A 23,489-nucleotide genomic window follows, 5' to 3' on the forward strand; every position below is an offset into this window, starting at 1 on the left:
CTCCGGTCTGGTCCGCGACCCGTTTATGTCAGTTTTTTCGACATCGATCCGACCCACGGCGCCACTCGACGCCGTGGGTTTGGTCGATGGCGGTCCGTCGAACCGGCGCCTCTGATAGATACGGCCGACGGCAATGCTCAAGGAGTGATACGGACATGGATACTGCACGTCCGGTCGTGTTCCGCGGACTGGCCCTCGCCGCGCTGGTGATGGTGTTGCTGGCCGGCTGCCGCGAGAACGAGCAGGACAGGGTGCTCCTGTACAAGAAAGGCACCTATCTCGGTGCCGAGGATCAGTCCCTGTCCGATGAGGCCCTTGCGGAGATCCGTTCACGGGGCCGCAGACAGAGTTTCGACCTATAGGCCCCCGGGAGAGAATCGCATGACGAATTTGACCTTCTTCAAGCATCTCGGCGGTCTCGCCCTCGCCGCGGTCCTTCTTCTGGGTGCCGCTTCGGACTCCGAATTCTCCATCGTCCAGAGCGCTGCCGCGCAACAGGCGGGGGAAGTACCGGGCAATACGCTCGGGACCTCCAGCGACTCCGATTTCTGGCGCCAGGTCCGCCAGGGCCAGCAGGGCCAGGTTTCGATTCCGGACGCCCAGGCCGGCGTGCTGATCCAGTCCGAGGGCGACAACTGGCGCGCCGTCCGTAACGGCCCGCTGTCGCTCTACGGCGCCTGGGCGTTGCTCGGCATCCTGATCCTGCTCAGCCTGTTCTTCATCCTGCGCGGCCGGATCAAGATCGAGCACGGATTGAGCGGAAGGCTGATCGAGCGCTTCAATTCGGTCGAGCGTTTCGCGCACTGGCTGACCGCGACAAGTTTCGTCGTGCTGGCGCTTACAGGGCTCAATGTGCTCTACGGGCGCTACGTCCTGTTGCCGGTGATCGGCCCGGATGCGTTTTCCGTGATCACCATCGCCGGAAAATATCTGCACAACTACATTGCCTTCGCCTTCATGGTCGGCGTGGTGATGATGTTCGTGATGTGGGTGAAGCACAACATCCCCAACCGGCTTGACCTGGTCTGGCTGGCACAGGGAGGCGGTCTCTTCTCGAAAGGCGTGCACCCGCCCGCGAAGAAGTTCAATGCGGGCCAGAAGCTGATTTTCTGGTCGGTGATTCTCGGCGGCGCCTCGATCAGTGCCTCCGGTATCGCTCTGCTGTTCCCCTTCGAATTCCACATGTTCGGCAAGACCTTCGCCATTCTGAACATCTTCGGCGCGAATCTGCCAACCGAACTGACGGTGATGCAGGAGATGCAGCTCTCGCAGCTCTGGCACTCGGTCGTCGGCATCGGCCTGATCGTGGTCATCGTCGCCCACATCTATATCGGTTCCATTGGCATGGAAGGCGCGTTCGACGCCATGGGCAGCGGCATGGTCGACGAGAACTGGGCGAAGGAGCACCACAGTCTCTGGGTCGAGGAGGTGCAGACGCGCCGGGCCTCGTCGGGCGCGGATTAGCCCTTACGGTCGGAGGCATCGTGGGGCACGGGAGCATCAGATTTTCCCGGGTATCAGGCACCGCGATCCGCAAGTGGATCGCGGCGGTCGTCCTGCTTGCCGCCGCGACGCCGGTTCTGCCGGCGGAGGCCGAGCTGATCGGCCACGGCGGGCCGGTGCACGCGATCGCGGTGGCGCCCGACGGCAGGACCGCACTGACCGCCGGGTTCGACTACTCGATCATTTACTGGGATCTTCCGGACGAGCACGCCCGCACGGTCATGTATGGTCACGACGCGGCGGTGAGCGACGTGGCCTACCTGCCCGGCGCGTCACGCGCGGTCTCCGGCGGCAATGACGGCGCGGTCTATCTCTGGCGCCTCGGCGAGACCCGGCCGTTGAAGCTCCTGACCCGCCACGAGGGGCGGGTGAGTGCCGTTGCCGTATCGCCCGACGGGCAACTCGTCGCATCAGCCGGGTTCGACGGTGCGGTCCGGATTGCCTCCGTTGCGGATGACGGGCCGGCCGCTGTCCTGAAGGGGCATACCGGCCCGGTCAACGCGGTCCAGTTCACCGCCGACGGCCGCCGCGTTCTAAGCGCCGGATACGATGGAACGGTCCGGCTCTGGACACCTCAGCGCGACGAAGTCCCCGAGACCTTCGCCGAAATTGGCCTGCCGGTGAACCGGCTCTTTCTCGCGCCCGACGGTCGTACCCTGGTGGTGGCCGGAACCGACGAGGCGGTGCGGCTGTTCGATCTCGAGAGCGGCGAGGAGCGGCGCTTCATGCTGGGTCACGAGGCCCCGGTCCTCTCGATCGATGTGGACCGGGCCGGAACGCGTTTCGCGACCGGAGGCGCGAGCGGACAGATCGTGCTCTGGTCGCTTGCCGACGGCCGCCCGCTGCAGACTCTGCGCGGACACGAGGGGCCCGTCTGGTCGGTCACCTTTACCCCGGGCGGCCGCGAGCTGCTGTCTGCCGGACGAGATGCGAAGGTGGCCCGCTGGGATCTGGGCAGGGGCGCCGAGATCGGGGCGAGGAGTACGCCGGAGACCGCCTATTACGTTCCTGAAGGAGACGCGCTCGCCGCACGAGGGGCGGCGCTTTTCGGCACCTGCGCCGTCTGTCATACGCTCACTCCGGACGGCGGCAACCGGGCCGGGCCAACCCTCTTCGGCGTTTTCGGCCGCCGGGTCGGCAGTGTCTCCGGCTATCCCTATTCGAAAGCTCTGCTGGAAAGCGACATCGTCTGGACGGAAGAGACGATCGGCGCGCTGTTCGAGAAAGGCCCGGAACATGTCGTGCCCGGAACCAAGATGCCCTTGCAGCGGCTTGGCAGCGGCGAGGATCGCAAGGCCCTGCTGCACTTTCTGAGAGAAGCCCTCGCAGAAGCGGAGCGCCGCGCCGGGCAAAACTAGGGAGACCATACACATGAAAGCTTTTCTTGCCGCTCTGGTCGGAATCGTCGTCTGCTCCGGCATCGCCTGGTTCGTGCTCGGCCAGTTCGACTTCAGCACGACGCACGTCAATCAGTCCGCGACGGGCAGCGTCCGGCTCGAGTGATGCGGCGCTGGTCTCGGGCATTGCTGCTGCCGGCCTTCCTCTTGCCGGGCGGCGGCGCGGCGATCGCACAGGATGGCGGACCCGTCGCCGCCGGGCGCGCGATCTCGCTCGAGCATTGCGCACGCTGCCATGTGGTCGATCCGGCAAACGGTCTCGGCGGGATCGGCAGCACGCCATCCTTCAAGCTGCTGATGTCGCTGCCCGACGGTGAGAACAGGTTCGTCACCTTTTTCGACCGGAGGCCGCATGGCGCCTTCGTTCGCATGGAAGGTGTCGAGCGCCTGACGCCGCTGCCCGCGAACGCGGCGGAGATTCACCTGACCGCGGACGATCTCGACGCGATCCTTGCCTTTGTCCTGACCCTGAAATAGGGCCGTCATTGACGACGGCCGATCCCGTCAGTAAGGCTCTTGGGCACCATTTACAGCGGGTGCATCCGGGCCGATGACGACGCCTCCAGCCTTTCTGACCGTGCGCGAACTCGCCGACCTGCTCCGGGTGAAGGAGCGGAAGGTCTACCAGCTGGCCGCCGACGGCGAGGTTCCGTGCCGCCGCGTGACCGGCAAGCTGCTGTTCCCGCGCCAGGACATCGAGGCGTGGATCGCAGGTGACACAAGCGCCGAACGCGCGCGCGACACCATCCCCCCGATACCCGACCCAGACCGACCTGCCATTATCGCCGGAAGCCATGATCCTTTGCTCGACTGGGCGATCCGGGAGTCGGGCGCCGCCCTGCCGACGCTGTTCGACGGCAGCCTCGACGGGCTTGAGCGGTTCGGAAAAAGCGAGGCCTCGGTGGCGGCGATCCATATCCCCGAGGCCATGGGCGCGCGCTGGAACATCGGCGCGGTGCAGGCGCTGGGACCGGCCCGGAACGCGGTGCTGATTTCTTGGGCGAAACGGTCACGGGGTCTCGTCCTGGCAGCCGGAAATCCGCTTGGTATCGAAAGCGTCGAGGACCTTGCCGGAAAACGGCTCGTGCCGCGGCAGGAGCGCGCGGGCAGCCAGGTGCTGTTCCGCCAGCTGCTGGAGCGGGAAGGTCTCGACGGAGAGGCTGTCGCATGGAGCACGCCGCCGGCGCGGACCGAGTCGGAGCTTGGCGAGGCGGTGCGCACCGGGCGCGCGGATGCGGGGCTGGGTCTGGTTTCCGCCGCCGGGCAGAGCGGCCTGACCTTTGTGCCTCTGGTCGAGGAAGAGTTCGATCTTCTGGTCAGCCGGAAATTCTATTTCGAGCCGCCGTTCCAGGCCCTGCTCGGTTTCGCCCGGAGCGCGCTCTTCCGCGACAGGGCGGCGGAGCTGGGCGGATATGACATTTCGGAGCTCGGCCGGGTGCGCGACAACGCGCCCTGACCCGGCCGTCCCGCGGGATCACCCGTTCGCGTTGGCGAAGAACAGCTGCTGGCCGTTCAGCATGTAGCTGTTGATCGTGGCCTGGCCTTCCGGTCCGGTCACCCAGTCGATGAAGGCCTGACCTTCGGCCTGCTTGACCTTCGGGTGTTTGGCCGGGTTCACCAGGATCACGCCGTACTGGTTGAACAGGACCTCGTCACCCTCGACCTGGATCTTGAAATCGCTCTTGTTCTTGAAGCTGATCCAGGTCGCCCGGTCGGTCAGCGCATAGGCGCCCATGCCGACCGCGGCATTGAGCGTGGCGCCCATGCCGGAGCCGGTTTCGCGGTACCAGGTACCGCTCGCCGCGGAGGTATCGACACCGGCGGCCTTCCAGAGCGCCTTTTCCTTCTTGTGGGTGCCGCTGTCGTCGCCGCGCGAGGCGAAAGGCGCCGCCGCCGAGGCGATCGTCTTCAGGGCCGCCGACGCGTCCGTCATGCCGCCGACCTTCGCGGGATCGGCCGCCGGGCCGACGATGACGAAGTCATTGAACATGACGTCCTGGCGCTTCACCCCGAAGCCCGCGGCGACGAATTCCTCCTCGGATGGCTTCGCGTGCACGAAGAGGACGTCTCCATCGCCGTTCCGCGCATTCTTCAGCGCCTGGCCGGTGCCAACGGCCACGACCCGGACCTCGATACCGGTCTTCTTGGTGAATTTCGGCAGCATGTAGTCGAACAGACCGGAATTCTGCGTCGATGTGGTCGATTGCACGATGATGAACTTGTCGGCGGCAACGGCGTTGCCCACGGTCCCGGCTGCAACGAGCGCCGCGAGGACAAGGCCACCGATCGTTCTCTTCAGGTATCTCATCTTGTTTGCTCCCTTGGTCGGTCTTGCTTGCAGGCTATCGACCGTCCGGCAGATGCAGCCGTCCGGCCAGGAAATCGCGCGCCGCCGAGCTCGACGGTTGCTTGAAGAAGGTCTCGGCGGCGGAGTGCTCGGCGACCCGCCCGCGGTCCATGAACACGATCTCGGCGGCGAGGCGGCGCGCCTGATGCAGGTCGTGGCTGATCATCACGATCTTGCAGCCGCGCCGGTCGGCGGCGAGAATCAGGGCCTCGATCGCAGCGGTCGAAACCGGGTCGAGGCTGGCAGTGGGCTCGTCCAGGAACAGTACGTCGGGCTTCAGGCTCAATGCGCGTGCGACGGCGAGACGCTGCTGTTCGCCGCCGGACAGAACCCGTGCCGGACGTTTCGAGAGATGGGCGATGCCGGCCTCTTCCAGGGCGTCCCCGATGCGGCGCGCCCGCTCGGCGCGCGGGATGCCGGCGGCCTTGAGGGCGTGCTCCAGATTGGCGGCAACGGAGCGCCGCAGCAGGACCGGCTTCTGGAATACCATGGCCTGACGACGCCGAATCTCACGGCTCGACGGGCCGCCGCGCCAGAGCACCTCGCCGCGATGCGGTTCCAGGAGGCCGTGCAGCAGCCTGAGCAGGACGCTCTTCCCGGCGCCGTTTGGTCCGAGGATCATGGTGATGCCGCCTTCGGCGATCTGCAGCGAGACATTGTCGAGAACGGCAAGGCCGTCGGGGGCAAAGCGGAGTGCGTCGGCCCGGAGCGGCAAGAGCGCGTTGCGCTGCGCGAAGGAGGCGTTCGTGCTGACATTCTGCGGCAGGTTATTCATAGGCGAACCGCCGGGCCGTACCTTTGAGGGCCATCAGCGCGGCATTCACCGCGATGGAGATGCCGATCAGGATCAGGCCGAGCGCGAGGGCAAGGGCGAGATCGCCTTTCGAGGTCTCCAGCGCGATCGCCGTGGTCATCACCCGGGTGACATGGTTGATGTTGCCGCCGACGATGATCACCGCGCCGACCTCGGCGACGGCGCGCCCGAAGCCGGCAAGCGCCACCGTGATCAGGGAGAAGCGCGCGTCCCAGAGCAGCGTGCCGAGCGTATCCAGGGGGCCGAGGGAGAGGGAGCGGAGCTGTTCGTCATATTCCACATGCAGATCCGAGATCACCTGCCGGGTCAGCGCCGTCGCGATTGGAGTTACCAGAACGGTCTGCGCGACGATCATTGCGGTCGGGGAATAGAGCAGCGAGAGCGCGCCGAGCGGTCCCGCGTTCGAGAGCAGCATGTAGATCGCCAGCCCGACCACGACGGGCGGCAGGCCCATCATGGCATTGGCGAAGATCAGCAGCGCGCCGCGGCCCGGAAATCGGAAGATCGCAATGGCCGCGCCGAGGGACATGCCGATCGCGCAGGCGGCAAGGGTCGCCGAGAGGCTGACCCTGAGCGACAGCAGTACAATCTCGGCCAGTTCCGGATCGGCCGAGAGAATGAGCTCGAAGGCGAGCGAGAATGATGCTGCAAAATCCTGCATATTATGACATTACATGCAGAAAATTTCGCAGGCGAGTCAGATTTCCACTTCGTGCGCAGTGGTAATTCCAGACGGACGAAGCAACATGCAAAATAATGCATGTCAAATCTCCCGATTGCATTATATTGCGCAGCGAGACAAGAACCGGCCAGGCTCGAAGAGCGGCAGAAAAACGGGAGAGGCGCTGCAATGACGATCGATTTCCGGACCGATCCGACCCGCTACAAGCACTGGAAGCTGGAGTTCGACGGCTCACGCGCCGATCTGGTCATGGATGTGGACGAGCAGGGCGGCCTGTTCGAGGGTTATGAGCTGAAGCTCAATTCCTACGATCTCGGGGTCGATATCGAGCTCTACGACGCGATCCAGCGGCTCCGCTTCGAACATCCGGAAGTGAAGGTCGTGGTGCTCCGGTCCGCCAAGGACAGGGTGTTCTGTGCAGGTGCGAATATCCGCATGCTCGCGGGCGCGGCCCATGCCCATAAGGTGAATTTCTGCAAGTTCACCAACGAGACGCGGAACTACATGGAAGAGGCGAGCGCCGAGTCCGGACAGAAATATCTCGCCGCGGTGACCGGGGCCTGCGCCGGCGGCGGCTACGAGCTGGCCCTCGCCACCGACCATATCATCCTGACCGATGACGGTTCCTCCTCCGTTGCCCTGCCGGAAGCGCCGCTGCTCGCCGTGCTGCCGGGCACCGGCGGCCTGACCCGGGTCACCGACAAGCGCAAGGTGCGCCGTGACCGCGCGGATGTGTTCTGTGCCATCGAGGAAGGCATCAAGGGCAAGCGCGCCGCCGACTGGGACCTGGTCGACGAGGTCGCGCCGAATTCCAAGTTCGACGAGGTTGTCGCCGCCCGCGTTTCGGCGATGGCCGAGACCTCAGACCGGCCGTCCGACGCCACGGGCATCGCCCTTCCGAAGATCGATCGCGAGATCGACGGAGAGCTTCTCCGCTACAGCTTGGTCACGGTCGAGATCGACCGCGAGGAGCGCAATGCGACCATCCTGATCAAGGGACCGGAGGAAGGTGTCCCGGCAGATACCGATGCCCTGGCCGCGTTCGGCGCCGACTACTGGCTGCTGAAGCTCTGCCGCGAACTGGACGATGCGATCCTGCATCTGCGCCTGAACGAACTCGAGATCGGCACGCTGATCTTCAAGACCGAGGGCGACGGCGCGAGAGTGCTGGAGCACGACGCTTTTCTCGCCGCCAGCAAGGGCAACTGGCTCGCCCGCGAGATCCTGCTCTACTGGAAGCGGGTGATGAAGCGGATCGACGTCACCTCGCGTTCGCTGGTTGCGCTGGTCGAACCGGGCAGCTGCTTCGCCGGCTCGCTCGCGGAACTTCTCTTTGCCTGCGACCGTTCCTACATGCTGGAAGGCCAGCTCGAGGGCGACAACCGACCGCCGGCGGAGATCGCGCTCGGCCCGGCCAATTTCGGTCCCTTTCCGATGAGCAACGGGCTGACCCGGCTCGAGACCCGCTTCCTCGGTGCGCCGGAAGCGGTGAAGGACGCGGAAGCGAGTATCGGCGAAAGCCTCGACGCGGAGCGCGCGGAGGAGCTCGGCCTCGTCACCTTCATCTTCGACGATATCGACTGGGAGGACGAGGTCCGCATCTTCCTCGAGGAGCGCGCCAGCTTCTCGCCGGACGCGCTGACCGGCATGGAGGCGAACCTGCGTTTCGCCGGTCCCGAGACCATGGAGACCAAGATCTTCGGACGGCTGACCGCCTGGCAGAACTGGATCTTCCAGCGCCCGAACGCCGTCGGTCCGGAAGGCGCGCTGGGCCGTTACGGCAGCGGCCGCAAGCCCGAATACGACACCAAGCGGGTCTGATCCCCCCAAGGGAAAACAGGCTGAGCCCGAACTGAGGAGGAACCGCCCCATGAACGAGATCCTGAACGTCAGCTACGACACCAAGATCCCGAACAACATCAACCTTTCCAGCGACCGCAAGGTCCTGAAGGCGCTGGAGCAGTGGCATCCGGGCTATATCGACTGGTGGATGGACCAGGGTCCGGAAGGCTTCCAGACCTCGGACGTCTATCTCAGGACCGCCGTCAGCGTCGATCCGAAGGGCTGGGCCAAGTTCGACTATGTGAAGATGCCGGACTACCGCTGGGGCATCCTGCTCGCACCAGAAGTCGAGAACCGCAAGATCGCCTTCGGCGCGCACAAGGGCGAGGATGTCTGGCAGGAAATTCCGGGCGAATACCGCGCCATGCTGCGCCGCCTGGTGGTGATCCAGGGCGACACGGAACCCGCCTCGGTCGAGCAGCAGCGTTTCCTCGGCGCCACCGCGCCGTCGCTCTACGACATGCGCAACCTCTTCCAGGTCAATGTCGAGGAAGGCCGGCACCTCTGGGCCATGGTCTACCTGCTGCAGAAATACTTCGGCCGCGACGGCCGCGAGGAGGCGGGCGAGCTGCTGAACCGGCGCTCCGGCGATGCGGACAAGCCGCGCATGCTCGGCGCCTTCAACGAGTCGACGCCGGATTGGCTCTCCTTCTTCATGTTCACCTTCTTCACCGACCGTGACGGGAAGATGCAGCTGGAAAGCCTGGCGCAGTCCGGCTTCGATCCGCTGTCGCGGACCTGCCGCTTCATGCTGACCGAGGAAGCGCACCACATGTTCGTCGGCGAGACCGGCGTCGGCCGTACCGTGCAGCGCACCTGCGAGGCGATGCGCGAGGCCGGGATCGAGGACCCGTTCGAGATCGAGAAGATCCGCGCCCTCGGCGTGATCGACCTGCCGACGCTGCAGAAGAAGGCCAACCTGCACTTCTCGCTGTCCCTCGACCTGTTCGGCTCCGAGGTCTCGACCAATGCGGCGAACGCCTTCAATGCAGGCCTCAAGGGGCGCTTCCAGGAAGAGCGGATCGACGACGACCACAAGCTTGTCAACGACACCTATCCGGTGCTGAAGCTGGTCGACGGCGAGATCAGGATGGTCGACGAACCGGCGCTTTCCGCTCTCAACATGCGGCTGCGCGATGACTACGTGCGCGACTGTCAGGGCGGCATCAACCGCTGGAACCGGATCATCAAGAAGGCCGGAATCGATTTCGAGATCACCCTGCCGAACGTCGCCTTCCATCGTCATATCGGAGAGTTCCGCAATGTGCATACGGACCCGGACGGCAATCTGCTGAGCGACGCGGAATGGGGCGCGCGGCGGGACGAGTTCCTGCCGAACCTCGAAGACGGCGACTATATCGCCTCGCTGATGAGTCCGGTGCGCGAGCCAGGAAAGTTCGCGAGCTGGATCTCCGCCCCGCGCGTCGGCATCGACAACAAGCCGGGCGATTTCGAATACGTGAAGATCCACGACTGAGTTACCCGATCTTTCCTCCCTTGGAAATTCGGGTTCTCGCCCGGGCCGCTTCGGCGGCCCGGGTTTTTTTGTGTTAGTCTATTCGCAGCAGTCCGTGTTGGCCTGGATCGGCGGGCACGGAACGGTGCCGTAGGAGCAAAAGACGCAGCAATCGCCGGGCTTCGGCTTTAGCAGTGCGCCGCATCCCTTGCAGTCGTAGAAGAACCGGCAGGAGTTGGTCGGCATTGTCTCCGTACGAGTTTGTCCGCATTCTGGGCATGTCAGGCGTGATTCTAGAACGATTTCAATGGTCTCTTGCGCCATAGGCCAATTCCGATCAGGAAAACGAAGACACCGAGCGCCGGTACCAAGACGAGGTCGAGATAGCCGGTGATCCATGAGAGCCCGATGGCTCCCGCCAGAATTACGAGCACCGGCGTAAGGCAGCAAATCGCTGTCACGACCATGCCGGCAATTCCGATCTTCAACAGACGCTCCTGCATCAGACGATTGTACCAGCCCGTCCTTGTGCAATCGTTCACGATGTCGTGCTGCGCGAAGCGGTCGCCTGAACCTATCCCTGCGCGAACCAGCCCCGCGTGCGGTTCGCGAAGGCGACCAGTGACAGCATCACCGGAACCTCGACCAGCACGCCGACCACGGTGGCGAGCGCGGCGCCGGAATTGAGGCCGAACAGGCTGATGGCGACGGCGACCGCGAGTTCGAAGAAGTTCGAGGTGCCGATCATGGCGCAGGGCGCGGCGATGTTGAAGGGCACGCCCCAGGCCTTCGCCCAGCCGTAGGCGATGGCGAAGATGCCGTAGGACTGCAGCACCAGCGGCACCGCGATCAGTGCGATGACAAGCGGCTTGTCCAGCACCGTCTGGCCCTGGAAACCGAACAGCAGGACCACGGTTGCAAGCAGGCCGAGCACGGAGAAGGGTTTCACCCGGGCGGTAAAGTCATGGACGATCTCTTCGCCCGCATCGTGACTGGCGGCCTTCGCCGTCAGGTGGCGGCGCGTCATGTAACCGGCGCCGAGCGGGATCACGACATAGAGAACGACGGAGAGCAGCAGCGTCTCCCACGGCACCTCGAGATCGGTCACGCCGAGCAGCAGCCCGCAGATCGGCGCGAAGGCGACGATCATGATCAGGTCGTTCACCGAGACCTGGACCAGGGTATAGGTGGCGTCGCCCTTCGTCAGGGTCGACCAGACGAAGACCATGGCGGTGCAGGGCGCGGCGCCGAGCAGGATCAGGCCGGCGATATACTGCTCCGCGTCGGTCGGCGGTATCATGTCGCCGAAGATGTAGCGGAAGAAGAGGATGCCGAGCGCCGCCATGGTGAAGGGCTTGACGATCCAGTTCACCGTCAGGGTGATGACGAGGCCCTTCGGCTTCGAGCCGATGCTCTTCAGGCTCTCGAAATCGACCGCCACCATCATCGGATAGACCATCGCCCAGATCAGCACGGCGACGACGATATTGACCGAGGCGTATTCGAGGCCGGCCAGGGTCTGGAACAGGCCGGGGGCGAAATTGCCAAGCGCCACGCCGGCCACGATGCAAAGCGCGACCCAGACGGAAAGCCATTTCTCGAAGAACCCGATGCCGCCGGGGGCCGCCTCGGCAGCCGCTGATTCAGTACTCATGCGTATCGGGTCCTTTCAGGAAATCAGGTTGTCTCGGGAGTCCGGCCGGATTCGGCGATATCGTCGAGGCGCTTCTGCAAAGAGAGTTTGTCGAGCCCCTGGATCGGCAAATTGACAAAGATGCTGATCCGCGTGTTCAGCATCCGGAACGCGTCGGCGAAGGCCAAACGCTTTTCGGCCTCCGTTCCCTCGACCAGCGCCGGATCCGGCACGCCCCAGTGAGCCGTCATCGGCTGGCCCGGCCAGACCGGACAGATCTCGTTGGCGGCATCGTCGCAGACCGTGAAGACGAAATCCATGACCGGCGCATCCGCCGCAGCGAATTCGTCCCAGCTCTTCGACCTCAGCGTTCCGACGCCGTAATTGGCGTTGCTGAGCAGGTCGGCCGCGTAGGGATGAATTTCGCCGCGCGGCATGCTGCCGGCGCTGAAGGCCTTGAAGCGGCCGGCTCCGGCCCTGTCGAGAATCGCTTCGGCCATGATGCTGCGGGCCGAATTGCCCGTACAGAGGAACAGAACATTGTAGGTCTTGTCACCGGTCATTGCTTTGCCTCCGGAGTGGTGCCGCACAAGGCGGCCGTTGCGGCAAGCTCGCCGCAAATGTCCGGATTTCCGTTACAGCAATCCTGTGTCAGAAATGTTAAAAGCTGCCGCATCGCGTCGATCTCAACCGCATAGAAGATGTTCCGGTGCTGCCGTCGGGCATGCACCAGTCCCGCGCGCTCGAGCTGCGCGATGTGGAAGGACAGGCTCGAGCGCGAGACGCCGGCCCGCTCCGCGAGGATACCGGCGGACATGCCGGACGGACCGGCCTGCATCAGCAGCCGGTAGAGGCCCAGCCTGTGTTCCTGGGCAAGCGCGCCGAGCGCGGCGATGGCGTCAGAATCATTCATTTCAATAGTTCAATTATCATTGAAATGAATGTCTGCAAAGATTAATTTGCGCCGCTCACGAGGGAGGCGGACCATTGTGGCCGTTGTGGTGGGGGAGACCGGCATGAGTGTGCGCATTGCGATTAACGGGTTCGGGCGAATGGGGCGGCTGGGCCTGCGCGCCCGCTGGGGGGACGATGATATCGAGATCGTCGCCATCAACGATCCCGCGATGAGCCCGGAGACGGCAGCGCATCTGCTAGAGTTCGACACCGTGCACCGGCGCTGGAACCGCGAGGTCGGCTGGACCGAACGGGGAATCGTGGTGGATGGACGGGAGATCCCGCTGACCGCCCATGGCTCGCCGAAGGAGAGCGCCTGGAGCGGCGACGAGGTTGACATCGTTCTCGAATGCAGCGGCCGCTTCAAGAGCGGGGCTTCCCTTGCGCCCTATTACGATAAGGGTATCGGCAAGGTGATCGTCTCCGCTCCGGTGAAGGAGGAATCGGCCCTTAATATCGTCATGGGCGTCAACGACCATCTCTATGATCCGGCGCAACACCACCTGCTGACCGCAGCCTCCTGCACGACGAACTGTCTCGCGCCGGTGGTGAAGGTGGTGCATGAGGGCATCGGCATCCGGCACGGCGCGATCACCACGATCCACGACGTCACCAACACCCAGGTGATCGTCGACGGGCCGCACAAGGATCTGCGCCGGGCGCGCTCCGCGCTCAACGCGCTGATCCCGACCAGCACCGGTTCGGCGACCGCCATCGGGCTGATCTATCCGGAGCTGCAGGGACGGCTGAACGGCCATGCGGTCCGCGTTCCGCTGCTGAACGCCTCGCTCACCGACTGCGTGTTCGAGCTGGACCGGGCGACCAGCACCGCCGAGCTGAACGAAATGTTCGTCGCGGCGGCGGCGAGCGGTCCGCTGGAAGGCATTCTCGGCTTCGAGGCGCGGCCGCTGGTCTCGACCGATTTCACCGACGATCCGCGCTCGGCCATCGTCGACGGCCCGTCGACGATGGTGGTGAACGGCACCCAGGCGAAGATCTACGCCTGGTACGACAACGAGTGGGGCTATGTGAACCGGATGATGGAACTCGCCGCGAAGGTGGCGGCAAGTCTGTGAGCGCGGCGGCGGAAAGCGGTGCGCGCCCGGCGGACGGGCGCACCTACGCGGCGGTCACGGCGGCCTACTGGGCCTTCACGCTGACCGACGGCGCGCTGCGCATGCTGGTGCTGCTGCATTTCCACCGGCTCGGCTTTACGCCGCTCGATATCGCGATGCTCTTCCTGCTCTACGAGGCAATGGGGATCGTGACCAATTTCCTCGGCGGCTGGATCGGCGCCCGCTTCGGCCTCAAGATCACGCTGTTCTCCGGGCTCGCGGTGCAGATCGCCGCCCTGCTGATGCTGTCCCGGACGGACCCGGCCTGGACCATGCTGTTCTCCGTCGGCTTCGTGATGGCGGCGCAGGCGCTCTCCGGCATCGCCAAGGATCTCACCAAGATGAGCTCCAAATCGGCGGTGAAGCTGGTGGTCGCCTCGGAGGGTGACGGGCTGCTCTTCAAGTGGGTGTCGATCCTGACGGGATCGAAGAACGCCCTGAAGGGCATCGGCTTCCTCGCCGGCGGCGTCATGTTGCAATGGCTCGGCTTCGCGCCCTCGCTCTACCTGATGGCGGGCATGCTGGCCGCCGTCTTGGCGGCCTCGCTCCTGACCGTCACGGCGGATCTCGGCAAGGCGAAGACGAAGATCGCCAGACGTGATCTCTTCGCCAAGAGCCGGGAGATCAATTTCCTCTCTGCGGCGCGGATCTTCCTCTTCGCCTCGCGCGACGTCTGGTTCGTCGTCGGTGTGCCGGTCTTTCTCTATGACCGGCTGGGCTGGTCCTTCGATCGCGTCGGGCTCTTCATGGCGGTTTGGGTCGTCGGCTACGGGATCGTCCAGGCCGTGGTGCCACGGTTCCTGCGCAAGACCAGGGACGCCGGGGCCGCCGCCCGCGGCGCTGCAATCTGGGGAGCCTTCCTGGCCCTGCTGCCTGCCATGATCGCTGCGGGCCTATCTCCGGATCTGCTTCCGGCCGTCCCGCTTCCGACCCCCTCGGTCACCCTGATCGGCGGCCTGCTGATCTTCGGAGTGGTCTTCGCGGTGAACTCGGCGCTGCATTCTTACCTGATCGTCGCCTATTCCGACGCGGACAAGGTGGCGCTCAATGTCGGCTTCTACTACATGGCCAATGCGGTCGGGCGTTTCGCGGGGACCCTGCTCTCGGGACTCGTCTACCAGCTCGCCGGCCTGACCGCGACGCTCTGGGTCTCGGCGGGAATGGTCGCGCTCGCCGTCCTGCTGACCCTGCCGCTGCTCACGTCCCGTCCGGAACGCGCCTGACTTCCTGGCACCGAAGACAACCGACTTGCACCCCGCCGATGCTTCGGTCCAGAGTTCCGCCGCCGACAAACGAGAACACGCGCCGCAAGCTCGGGCGCAAGGGAGTGGATGGATAATGGCCCAGGAAATCGTGCTTGCCGGCGGCAAGCGGACGCCGTTCGGGGATTTCGGCAAGTCGCTGAGGGAGATTCCGCTCTCGTCGCTCGCGACCCATGCGGCGAAAGCCTGTGTCGAGGATGCCGAAATCTCGCCGGAAGACATCGATCACGTGGTCTGGGGCAACGTGCTGCCTGTCGATCCGGACGGTTATTACGTCGGCCGCGTGGCGGGCATGAATGTCGGCATGAAGGAGGAAAGCTGCGCCCTGCAGGTGAACCGCGCCTGCGGCTCCGGCACCCAGGCAATCCTGACCGCCGCGCAGCAGATCATGACCGGGCACGGCAAGATCGCGCTCGCCGGCGGCGGCGAGAATTTTTCCCGCGGCCCGTTCCTGAACCAGCAGATGCGTTGGGGCGCCATCCGCGGCGCGCAGAGTTTCGAGGACAGCGTCGAATCGGTCTACAGCGATCCGTTCGGCCACGGCCTGATGGGGGCGACGGCGGAGAACCTGACAGAGGATTTCCAGTATCGCCGCGAGGACATGGACGCCTGGGGCCTGATGAGCCAGCAGCGCGCCGGCAAGGCAATCGCGACCGGCTTCCTCGCCCGTCAGATCGCCCCGATCGAGGTGCCGGAAGGACGCAAGGGCACCCGGCTGATGGTCGAGGACGAGTTCCCGCGCCCGGACATCACCATGGAGAAACTCGCCAAGCTGAAGCCGGTCTTCCGCAAGGGCGGCCAGGTGACGCCGGGCAATTCCAGCGGCGTCACCGACGGTGCCGCCTTCGTGCTGGTCGGCGACCGGGCGGAAATGGAGGCGAAGGGCGTCGAGCCGGTGGCGCGCCTGGTCGACTGGACCATCGTCGGCGTGGCGCCGCGCATCATGGGCTGCGGTCCGGTGCCGGCGATCCGCGCACTCTGGGAAAAGCGCGGCATGAAAGGCTCCGACATCGACTATTACGAGATCAACGAGGCCTTCGCGGTGGTCAACCTGCATGCGGAGAAGGAACTCGGGATCAGCCGCGCGGTGACGAACCATTACGGCGGCGGCATCTCCATCGGCCATCCGCCGGGGGCGACCGGCGTGCGCATGACCATCACCGCGATGCATCACCTGCAGGAATCCGGCCAGCGCTATGCCTGCATCTCCATGTGCATGGGCGCGGGCCAGGGCATGGCCGTGCTGATCGAGAACCTGAGCGCCTGAGAGGGAGACGCAACATGTCCTTCGATCTGACAGGTAAAGCGGCGCTCGTCACCGGCGCGAGCCAGGGTCTCGGCAGCCGCTTCGCGGAAACCCTCGCGGCGCACGGCGCTTCGGTCGTTCTCGCGGCACGCCAGAAGGCGAAACTGGAGAGCCTTGCGGAGACGATCCGCGACGCGGGCGGCCGGGCGCACGCGGTCTCCATGGACGTCACCGATCCGGTCTCGATCCGCGAGGCGCTGGACGTCGCGGCGCAGGAGTTCGGGCCGCTCGACATCCTGGTGAACAATGCCGGGATCGCGGTGCAGAAGCCGTTCCTGGAGATGACGCCCGAAGATTACGACCAGGTGCTCGATACCAACCTGAAGGGCTGCTTCCTGGTGGCGCAGGCGGCGGCGCTGCAGATGAAGGAAAGCGGCGGCGGCTCGATCATCAACATCGCCTCGATCCTCGGCACCGAGGTGATCGGCATGCTCTCGACCTATTGCGCCTCCAAGGGCGGGCTGCTGCAGCTCAACCGGGCGATGGCGCTGGAGCTTACGCGCCACAACATCCGGGTGAACGCGATCGCGCCTGGCTATATCGAGACCCCGATCAACAGCGAATTCTTCCAGACCCCGCCGGGCCAGCAGATGATCAAGACCATCCCGCAGCGCCGGCTCGGCCAGACGCAGGATCTCGACGGCGCGTTGCTGCTGCTCGCCTCGGATGCGGGCGCCTACATGACCGGCTCCGTCGTCACCGTCGACGGCGGCTTCGCGCTCCGCTGACGTGCAGGATCTTCTGATGCGCGAGCGAGATCTCGCCTTTCTGCTGCATGACCATCTCGGCATCGCGCGGCTGGCGGAGCGTGCGCGCTTCGCGGGTCAGGACAGGGAGGTCTGGGATGCGGTCATCGAAACCGCCCGGCATATTGCGGCGGAGAAGTTCCGTCCGCACAACCGCGCCGCCGATCTCGACGAACCGCGGATCGAGAATGGCAGGGTCGTCGTCCATCCGGAGATCGGCCCCGCCATCGCCGCCTTCAGCGCGGCCGGGTTCGCCGCCGCGCATCACGACGAGGCGCTGGGCGGAATGCAGCTGCCATGGGTGGTGACGCAGGCGGCCTTCGCGCATTTCCAGGCGGCGAATCTCGCGACCGTCGCCTATCCCTTCCTGACCATTGCCGCCGGCAACCTGATCGCCGCGCATGGCAGCGAAAGCCAGAAGCAACGCTTCCTGCCACCGCTGACCGACGGGCGATTCTTCGGCACCATGATGCTCTCGGAGCCCCATGCCGGCTCTTCCCTCTCCGACGTGCAGACGCTGGCAAAACCACTGGAGGACGGGACCTGGTCGCTCAGCGGCACCAAGATGTGGATCTCCGGCGGCGCGCATGAGATGGCGGAGAACATCGTCCATCTTGTGCTGGCCCGGACGCCGGATGCACCGCCGGGCGTGAAGGGGCTCTCGCTCTTCCTCGTGCCGCGCTACCGGCTGGATGCGGACGGCAATCCCGCTTCTGAGAACGGCATCGTGCTGGCCGGGCTCAATCACAAGATGGGCTATCGCGGTACCGTCAACACTGTGATCAATCTCGGCGAGGGCGCGCCCTGCATCGGCGAGCTGATCGGCGCGCGGCACCGCGGCCTCAGCTACATGTTCCACATGATGAACGAGGCGCGGATCGGCGTCGGCTCCGGCGCCGTGGCGCTCGCCTATACCGGCTACCTGCACAGCCTCGACTATGCCCGTACGCGGCCGCAGGGCCGTCACCCGGACGGCAAGGATGCGTCCAGCCCGCAGATCCCGCTGATCGAACATGCCGACATCCGCCGCATGCTTCTTCTGCAGAAGGCGGTGGCGGAGGGCGGGCTTGCGCTCTGCCTAGAGGCGGCGCTGCTGGTCGACGACCAGCGCACCCATCCCGACGAAGCGGTGCGGCGCGATGCCGGGCTGCTGCTCGATTTCCTGACGCCGGTGATCAAGTCCTTCCTCTCCGACCGCGCGCTGGAGGCGAACGACGCGGCGATCCAGATTCATGGCGGCGCCGGCTACACGCGGGACTTTCCGGTGGAGCAGTTCTGGCGCGACAACCGGCTGAACCCGATCCACGAAGGCGCCAACGGCATCCAGGCGATCGATCTCATGGGCCGCAAGCTGGGGCAGGCGGACGGACGCTCCTTCGAGTTGTTCCGGGAGGATAACTCGAAGACCGTCGCGGCGGCGAAAATGGTGAAGGATCTCACTGGTCTCGCCGAGGCGCTTGAGACGATCTCCGATCGCTTTGCAAAGCTTGCGGAGAGATTGCTAGGGGCTTTGCGCGACGATCCGCGCCGGACGCTGGCGAATGCCGCCGCCTTCATGGATGCCGCGGGCTATATCTGCCTCGCCCGTGTCTGGCTGGACAAGGCGGTTACCGCCGAAGACCTTCTCGCGGGCGCTGCCGGCGCCGAGGAGAAAGCCTTCCTCACCGGAAAACTGGAAACCTGCCGCTTCGTCTTCGCCTGGCTGCTGCCGCGCGCGGAGCCGCTGCTCGGCTTGCTGGAGTCCGGCGACGACACCGTTTTCAGGATGCGCGGCGAGTCTTTCTAGCGGGGATCGCTTGAACCGCCGCGGGCGAGCCTATACCAAGGCTGCCAGCGAATTTCATCGAACGGAAGACCTTCGAGGAGAATGGGATGTCAGTGAACAAGATCGGCGTCGTCGGCGCCGGGATGATGGGCTCGGAGATCGCGCTCGTCTTCGCCATGGCGGGCAAGGATGTGATGATCATGGAGCCGGAACAGGCGCGCCTGGACAAGGCCGAGGCCGGCATCAAAAAGACGCTCGAGTCCGGCGTCGCCCGCAAGTTCTGGGCGGAAGAGGACATGGCGACCGCGCTCGGCAACATCAAGATGGTCACCGACCTTTCGGGCTATGGCGATCGGGACCTGGTGATCGAGGCGGTGTTCGAGGACGAGAAGGTGAAGGCCGAGGTCTACAAGACCCTCGACGAAGTCTGCAAGGACGACGCCATCATCGCCTCCAACACATCCAGCATCTCGATCTCGGTTCTGGCCTCATACTTCTCCGAGAAGCGCCAGTCCCGTTTCTGCGGCCTGCATTTCTTCTCGCCGGTGAGCCGGATGAAACTGGTCGAGGTGATTCGCGGCATGGATACCGACGACGCGGTGATCGAGGCGGCACGCAATGCCTGCGTCGAAGCGGGCAAGACGCCGATCGACGTGAAGGACGTGGTCGGTTTCGCCGTCAACCGCATCCTCTTCGCGATGTGGGACGAGGTGCTGCGCCTGGTCGAGGAAGGCGCCTGCACGCCGGAAGACATCGATACCGGCTGCAAGCTCGGCCTCGGCCATCCGGTCGGTCCGTTCGAGTTGATGGACAATATCTCCAACACGCTGAACCTGCAGGTCGCCGAAATCCTGCACGAGGCCTATGGCGAGCGCTTCCATCCGCGCCCGATCCTGCGTCAGGTGGTCGCCGCCGGCCGTCACGGCCGCCGCGCCGGCCGCGGCTGGTATCGCTACGACGAGAAGGGCAAGCGGGTCGGCTGATCCGAATGCCTGTTTCGCGCTTGTGGCGGGCGGTCCTTGTGGCCGCCCGTTTTGCTTTGCGGTAGGCTTCCGTCCGGGAGGACCGAGCCATGAAACACTGCAGCAGACTCGGATTTCTTTGCGGTTCCTTCGTCCTGATCGCGTCGCTTTCGGGCTGCTCGACGATCGACTGGATGCAGACCGGCCGGAATGCCGCCGCGGCGCTCTGCGAGGGCATGGGCAACTGCCAGAATGTCTGCCCGGACGGCTCCGAGACGGATGCCCGCTTGCCGCGCTGCGAGTACCGGGCGGCCGCCAGGTGAGCGAGGCCGCCCAGTCGATCCGCCGGGGCGCCATGACGCTCCGGACGCCGACCATTACTGCGGCGGCGCAGGAAGAGCTTGAGGCGGCTGCCAGCGAGGCGGAACGGATCGAGTCCGTCGCGGCGCTGATCCACGGCGCCTTCACCGACTATTACCGGCGCTTCCGGCAGATCGCCGGGCTCGCCAGGGCCGCCTTCGAGGCGCGGGACTGGCCGGCCTCGATCGCGCTCAGCCAGGAACGGCTCGGGATCTATGGCGCCACCGTCGAGGCGCTGGTGCCGGTCATCCTGCTGCATTGCCCGGACGTGCAGGGGCGTGACGCATTCTGGGCGGAGGTCGAGGAGCGCTACCTGCCGCTGATCGAGGGGCTCTACCATGCCGATCTCGCCTATGCCTTCCTGAATTCCGTCCGGCGGCAGGTCCATGCCGGGATGTGGCGCGCCTCGACCTATTCCAGCACCCGGGCACGGGACGAGGCGAAGGCGCCCCATCCGGTCGTGACCCGGATCTTCGAGGTCGACGGCCCGCTTGGGGCCGGGCATCTCGTGCCGGTGCTGACCCTGGCAGATTTCTCCCGCGGCTGGCGCGATCTCGAGGGCGATGCCGGGGCGGTCGCGGCGCGAATCCTCGCGGCGGCCGCCGGCGCGCGCCGGATCCGGGCGATCGAGATGGCGGATGCGGGATTCTACCGAAATCGCGGCGCCTACCTGGTCGGCCGCCTGCTGGTCGAGGACGGCGATCCGGTGCCGCTGGGGATTGCGCTATTGAACGAGACGGACGGCATCCATGTCGACGCGGTGATCCTCGGCTCCGGTGACCTGCAATACGTCTTCAGTTCGACGCTGGCCAATTTTCACGTCACCTCGGAGCATTACCACGAACTGGCGTCCTTTCTCTTCGAGCTGATGCCGGACCGGCCGCACGGCCTGCAATACTCGACCATCGGCTACAACCATATCGGCAAGATCGCGGTGATCCGGCAGATCGAGCGGGAGTTGAGAGAGAGCGGCGAGCGCCTCGACCACGCGATCGGTCCGCGCGGCACGGTCGCCATCGGGTTTTCCGCGCCCTCCCTCGGCTATGTCGCCAAGGTGATTCGCGATCATCCGACGGCCGGCTACAAATGGGGCAGGTTCCCCGGCGTGCGCTCGGTGCTGCAGAAATACAGCCGGGTGCACGAGATCAACCGGGCCGGCTCCATGCTCGACAACGTGATCTATTACAACGTCACCCTGCCGGCGGACTACTTCACCGACGATCTGCGCCGCGAGATCCTGGAGAATGCCGGCGAGAACGTGATCCAGACCGGGGCCGGCCTGCTGTTCCGCCATCTCATCGTGCAGATCAAGATGACGCCCTTCCCGGTCTTCATGGCGCAGGCGGGCGACGAGCAGGCCAGGATCGCGATCGGCAATCTCGGCCAGTGCATCGCCAACAATGCCGCCGCCAACATCTTCAACAAGGATCTCGACGGGCGGAATTACGGGGTCAGCAAGATCCTCAAGGTCTATCTCTTCGACTACGACGCCATCGAGGACCTGACGGACGTGAAGGTGCGCACCAACCAGGGCCGGTTCGACGGCGAGGAGGACATTCCCGACTGGTTCTTCGAGGAGGGCGTGATCTTCCTGCCGGAGGAGCTGGAGACCCACCTGCGGATCGAGGGCCGCAATCTGAGGCGGATCTTCCGCGATGCGCACGGGGAACTGCTGACGCTCGATTACTGGACCGACATGCAGCGGCGGCTCGAACGGGGCCAGGTGCCGCGGCTGACGCCATATCGCGAGGCCTGCAGGTTGAACCCTGGGACGTGACGGGAGAAGCGGGCATGCGGGTCATGCAAATCGGCGAAGCGGGAAAACCGCTGGAGGAGGCGGAGCGTCAACGGCCGGAACCGGGACCGGGAGAGGTCCTGGTCCGGGTCCATGCTTGCGCCGTCTGCCGCACCGACCTGCATGTCGTGGACGGCGACCTGCCAGCGCCGAAGCCGCACGTGGTGCCGGGCCACGAAGTCGTGGGGACGGTCGAGGCGGTGGGCAGCGGCGTGACGGAGCTGGCCATGGGTCGGCGGGTCGGGGTTCCCTGGCTCGGCTGGACCTGTCAGGAATGCCGCTATTGCCGGGAGGGGCAGGAGAATCTCTGCCCGGAGGCGCGCTTCACCGGCTACACGCTGGACGGCGGTTATGGCGATTATCTCGTCGCCGATGCCCGCTACTGTTTTCCGATTCCGGATTTCTACTCCGATGAAGAGGCCGCGCCGCTGCTCTGCGCCGGCCTGATCGGCTATCGCTGTCTCCGCATGGCTGGCGAGGGCCGGCGGCTCGGCCTCTACGGTTTCGGGGCGGCGGCGCTTATCCTGATCCAGGTCGCGCTCTGGCAGGGGCGGAAGATCTACGGGTTCGTGCGGCCGGGGGACGAGGAGGCGAAGGTGTTCGCACGGTCGCTCGGCGCTGTCTGGGCCGGGGATTCGAACGAATTGCCGCCCGAAGAGCTGGACTCCGCGATCCTCTTCGCGCCGGTCGGCGATCTCGTTTCGCTGGCCCTCAGGGCCGTCCGGCCCGGCGGCACGGTGGTCTGCGGCGGGATCCACATGTCGGATATCCCGAGCTTCCCCTACGATATTCTCTGGCGGGAAAAGAAAGTCGTCTCGGTCGCTAACCTGACGCGGCGCGATGCGCTGGAGTTCCTCGACCTGGCCCCCAGGGTGCCGGTCAGGACGAGCGTGCGGACCTATCCGCTCGAGGCAGCGAACGAGGCGCTGTCGGATCTGCGCGAGGGGCGTCTGCAGGGCGCGGCCGTGCTCGTGCCCCGATGACGGCCGCTCACCACTTGTAATCGGATTCGCGCTGATACTTGCCGCTCTTTGGCAGTTTGTCCTGACGACGCCGATCCGGGCCGGCATAGTCGTCCGACCTGACGAAGGGGCGGCTGTCGGACAGAACAGCCGTGATGGTGCGGTCGAGATTCGGGAAGTTCACCGGCTTGGCGACAAACGCGCTTGCGCCGGAATCTCGGGCACGCAGAACCGATTCCCGGTCGGCGTGCTGGGTGACCAAGACCACCGGAACATAGGGGTTCGTGATGGTCGGGTCGTGCCGGATTCGCTCAAGCAGCTCCCAGCCGTCCATCGGCTGCATCTCGAGGTCGGTCACGATGAGGTCGAAGTGACGGCGGGTCAGATCTCTCAATGCCTGTGCCGCATTCTCGTTTTCCACGACGTCGGTGAAACCGAGATGCTCGACGAAGCTGCGCACGAGTTGACGTGTCGGCTTGTCGTCTTCGACAACCATGGCCCGAAGATTCTGCACGTCGTTCTTGGAAAGTGTATCCATAGGCTCAGGCCCTAGAATCTCGTTCCGGATCGGGGAACTTGACCACAAAC

The 23,489-nt window shown here is 65.2% G+C and carries 26 protein-coding genes; 17 read left to right on the plus strand and 9 right to left on the minus strand.

Annotation, left to right across the window (positions count from 1 at the left end; translation table 11 throughout):
* The first annotated feature begins 155 nt into the window (after positions 1-155).
* From ACOOE1_RS15560 to ACOOE1_RS15585, 6 genes are all read left to right on the plus strand, one after another.
* On the plus strand, positions 156-362 hold the full coding sequence (locus ACOOE1_RS15560; RefSeq protein ID WP_420403113.1) for a hypothetical protein: 207 nt from the start codon (positions 156-158) through the stop codon (positions 360-362).
* Between the two features lie 19 nt (positions 363-381).
* Positions 382-1,464 (plus strand): formate dehydrogenase subunit gamma, encoded by a 1,083-nt coding sequence (locus ACOOE1_RS15565; protein WP_420403114.1) that lies wholly within the window; start codon positions 382-384, stop codon positions 1,462-1,464.
* 20 nt (positions 1,465-1,484) lie between these two features.
* A complete protein-coding gene (locus ACOOE1_RS15570; RefSeq protein WP_420403115.1) occupies positions 1,485-2,861 on the plus strand; it encodes a c-type cytochrome in 1,377 nt (458 codons plus the stop codon).
* A 13-nt stretch (positions 2,862-2,874) separates the two neighbouring features.
* Positions 2,875-3,006 (plus strand): hypothetical protein, encoded by a 132-nt coding sequence (locus ACOOE1_RS15575; protein WP_420403116.1) that lies wholly within the window; start codon positions 2,875-2,877, stop codon positions 3,004-3,006.
* Complete coding sequence (locus ACOOE1_RS15580; protein ID WP_420403117.1) at positions 3,006-3,377, plus strand: c-type cytochrome; 372 nt, start codon at positions 3,006-3,008, stop codon at positions 3,375-3,377. Before ACOOE1_RS15575 ends, ACOOE1_RS15580 begins: the two co-directional genes overlap by 1 nt.
* A 73-nt stretch (positions 3,378-3,450) precedes the next feature.
* On the plus strand, positions 3,451-4,356 hold the full coding sequence (locus ACOOE1_RS15585; RefSeq protein ID WP_420403118.1) for a substrate-binding domain-containing protein: 906 nt from the start codon (positions 3,451-3,453) through the stop codon (positions 4,354-4,356).
* A gap of 18 nt (positions 4,357-4,374) precedes the next feature.
* Here the strand turns inward: ACOOE1_RS15585 and ACOOE1_RS15590 are convergent, their stop codons facing one another.
* Genes ACOOE1_RS15590 through ACOOE1_RS15600 form a run of 3 tightly spaced genes read right to left on the minus strand, consistent with a single transcriptional unit; the run spans position 4,375 to position 6,722 of the window.
* Positions 4,375-5,208, minus strand: coding sequence for a substrate-binding domain-containing protein (locus ACOOE1_RS15590; RefSeq protein ID WP_420403119.1), 834 nt, complete (start codon positions 5,206-5,208; stop codon positions 4,375-4,377).
* A 34-nt stretch (positions 5,209-5,242) separates the two neighbouring features.
* Positions 5,243-6,022 (minus strand): ATP-binding cassette domain-containing protein, encoded by a 780-nt coding sequence (locus ACOOE1_RS15595; protein WP_420403120.1) that lies wholly within the window; start codon positions 6,020-6,022, stop codon positions 5,243-5,245.
* Positions 6,015-6,722 carry an ABC transporter permease gene (locus ACOOE1_RS15600; RefSeq protein WP_420403121.1) on the minus strand — a complete coding sequence of 236 codons (708 nt, stop codon included), beginning with the start codon at positions 6,720-6,722 and terminating at the stop codon, positions 6,015-6,017. Before ACOOE1_RS15600 ends, ACOOE1_RS15595 begins: the two co-directional genes overlap by 8 nt.
* Positions 6,723-6,911: 189 nt before the next feature.
* Here ACOOE1_RS15600 and boxC point away from each other — a divergent pair, with 189 nt between their 5' ends.
* Together boxC and boxB are read left to right on the plus strand one after the other, a co-directional pair.
* A complete protein-coding gene (gene boxC, locus ACOOE1_RS15605; RefSeq protein ID WP_420403122.1) occupies positions 6,912-8,564 on the plus strand; it encodes a 2,3-epoxybenzoyl-CoA dihydrolase in 1,653 nt (550 codons plus the stop codon).
* 49 nt (positions 8,565-8,613) lie between these two features.
* Positions 8,614-10,062 carry a benzoyl-CoA 2,3-epoxidase subunit BoxB gene (boxB, locus tag ACOOE1_RS15610; protein ID WP_420403123.1) on the plus strand — a complete coding sequence of 483 codons (1,449 nt, stop codon included), beginning with the start codon at positions 8,614-8,616 and terminating at the stop codon, positions 10,060-10,062.
* Between the two features lie 78 nt (positions 10,063-10,140).
* Here the strand turns inward: boxB and ACOOE1_RS15615 are convergent, their stop codons facing one another.
* The 5 genes from ACOOE1_RS15615 to ACOOE1_RS15635 form a co-directional block, all read right to left on the minus strand.
* Positions 10,141-10,365: a GDCCVxC domain-containing (seleno)protein gene (locus tag ACOOE1_RS15615; protein WP_420403124.1), complete on the minus strand. Its 225-nt coding sequence runs from the start codon at positions 10,363-10,365 to the stop codon at positions 10,141-10,143.
* On the minus strand, positions 10,335-10,529 hold the full coding sequence (gene merF / locus ACOOE1_RS15620) for a mercury resistance system transport protein MerF (RefSeq protein WP_420403125.1): 195 nt from the start codon (positions 10,527-10,529) through the stop codon (positions 10,335-10,337). The genes ACOOE1_RS15615 and merF overlap by 31 nt, the downstream gene beginning before the upstream one ends.
* An 86-nt stretch (positions 10,530-10,615) precedes the next feature.
* Positions 10,616-11,695 carry an ACR3 family arsenite efflux transporter gene (gene arsB, locus ACOOE1_RS15625; RefSeq protein ID WP_420403126.1) on the minus strand — a complete coding sequence of 360 codons (1,080 nt, stop codon included), beginning with the start codon at positions 11,693-11,695 and terminating at the stop codon, positions 10,616-10,618.
* Between the two features lie 23 nt (positions 11,696-11,718).
* The gene (locus ACOOE1_RS15630) at positions 11,719-12,237 is read right to left on the minus strand and encodes an arsenate reductase ArsC (RefSeq protein WP_420403127.1); all 519 of its coding nucleotides are present in this window, start codon (positions 12,235-12,237) and stop codon (positions 11,719-11,721) included.
* Positions 12,234-12,587, minus strand: coding sequence for an ArsR/SmtB family transcription factor (locus ACOOE1_RS15635; RefSeq protein ID WP_420403128.1), 354 nt, complete (start codon positions 12,585-12,587; stop codon positions 12,234-12,236). The genes ACOOE1_RS15630 and ACOOE1_RS15635 overlap by 4 nt, the downstream gene beginning before the upstream one ends.
* A 103-nt stretch (positions 12,588-12,690) precedes the next feature.
* Here ACOOE1_RS15635 and ACOOE1_RS15640 point away from each other — a divergent pair, with 103 nt between their 5' ends.
* The 9 genes from ACOOE1_RS15640 (at position 12,691) to ACOOE1_RS15680 (ending at position 22,922) form a co-directional block, all read left to right on the plus strand.
* Positions 12,691-13,704, plus strand: coding sequence for an ArsJ-associated glyceraldehyde-3-phosphate dehydrogenase (locus ACOOE1_RS15640; protein ID WP_420403129.1), 1,014 nt, complete (start codon positions 12,691-12,693; stop codon positions 13,702-13,704).
* On the plus strand, positions 13,701-14,966 hold the full coding sequence (arsJ, locus tag ACOOE1_RS15645; RefSeq protein ID WP_420403130.1) for an organoarsenical effux MFS transporter ArsJ: 1,266 nt from the start codon (positions 13,701-13,703) through the stop codon (positions 14,964-14,966). The genes ACOOE1_RS15640 and arsJ overlap by 4 nt, the downstream gene beginning before the upstream one ends.
* Before the next feature lie 115 nt (positions 14,967-15,081).
* The gene (locus ACOOE1_RS15650; protein WP_420403131.1) at positions 15,082-16,272 is read left to right on the plus strand and encodes a thiolase family protein; all 1,191 of its coding nucleotides are present in this window, start codon (positions 15,082-15,084) and stop codon (positions 16,270-16,272) included.
* A 14-nt stretch (positions 16,273-16,286) separates the two neighbouring features.
* Complete coding sequence (locus tag ACOOE1_RS15655; protein ID WP_420403132.1) at positions 16,287-17,039, plus strand: SDR family NAD(P)-dependent oxidoreductase; 753 nt, start codon at positions 16,287-16,289, stop codon at positions 17,037-17,039.
* A 16-nt stretch (positions 17,040-17,055) separates the two neighbouring features.
* Positions 17,056-18,843, plus strand: coding sequence for an acyl-CoA dehydrogenase (locus ACOOE1_RS15660; RefSeq protein ID WP_420403133.1), 1,788 nt, complete (start codon positions 17,056-17,058; stop codon positions 18,841-18,843).
* 86 nt (positions 18,844-18,929) lie between these two features.
* The gene (locus tag ACOOE1_RS15665; protein WP_420403134.1) at positions 18,930-19,805 is read left to right on the plus strand and encodes a 3-hydroxyacyl-CoA dehydrogenase family protein; all 876 of its coding nucleotides are present in this window, start codon (positions 18,930-18,932) and stop codon (positions 19,803-19,805) included.
* Between the two features lie 89 nt (positions 19,806-19,894).
* Positions 19,895-20,107 (plus strand): hypothetical protein, encoded by a 213-nt coding sequence (locus ACOOE1_RS15670; RefSeq protein WP_420403135.1) that lies wholly within the window; start codon positions 19,895-19,897, stop codon positions 20,105-20,107.
* Positions 20,104-21,921 carry an isocitrate dehydrogenase kinase/phosphatase AceK regulatory subunit gene (locus tag ACOOE1_RS15675; protein ID WP_420403136.1) on the plus strand — a complete coding sequence of 606 codons (1,818 nt, stop codon included), beginning with the start codon at positions 20,104-20,106 and terminating at the stop codon, positions 21,919-21,921. Before ACOOE1_RS15670 ends, ACOOE1_RS15675 begins: the two co-directional genes overlap by 4 nt.
* 14 nt (positions 21,922-21,935) lie before the next feature.
* A complete protein-coding gene (locus ACOOE1_RS15680) occupies positions 21,936-22,922 on the plus strand; it encodes a zinc-dependent alcohol dehydrogenase family protein (protein ID WP_420403137.1) in 987 nt (328 codons plus the stop codon).
* 7 nt (positions 22,923-22,929) lie between these two features.
* Here ACOOE1_RS15680 and ACOOE1_RS15685 read toward each other — a convergent pair whose 3' ends face one another.
* Positions 22,930-23,439: a response regulator gene (locus ACOOE1_RS15685; protein WP_420403138.1), complete on the minus strand. Its 510-nt coding sequence runs from the start codon at positions 23,437-23,439 to the stop codon at positions 22,930-22,932.
* Positions 23,440-23,489 lie beyond the last annotated feature (50 nt).

Origin of the sequence: Nisaea sp. (assembly GCF_965216895.1) — a bacterium.
Classification (GTDB): domain Bacteria; phylum Pseudomonadota; class Alphaproteobacteria; order Thalassobaculales; family Thalassobaculaceae; genus Nisaea.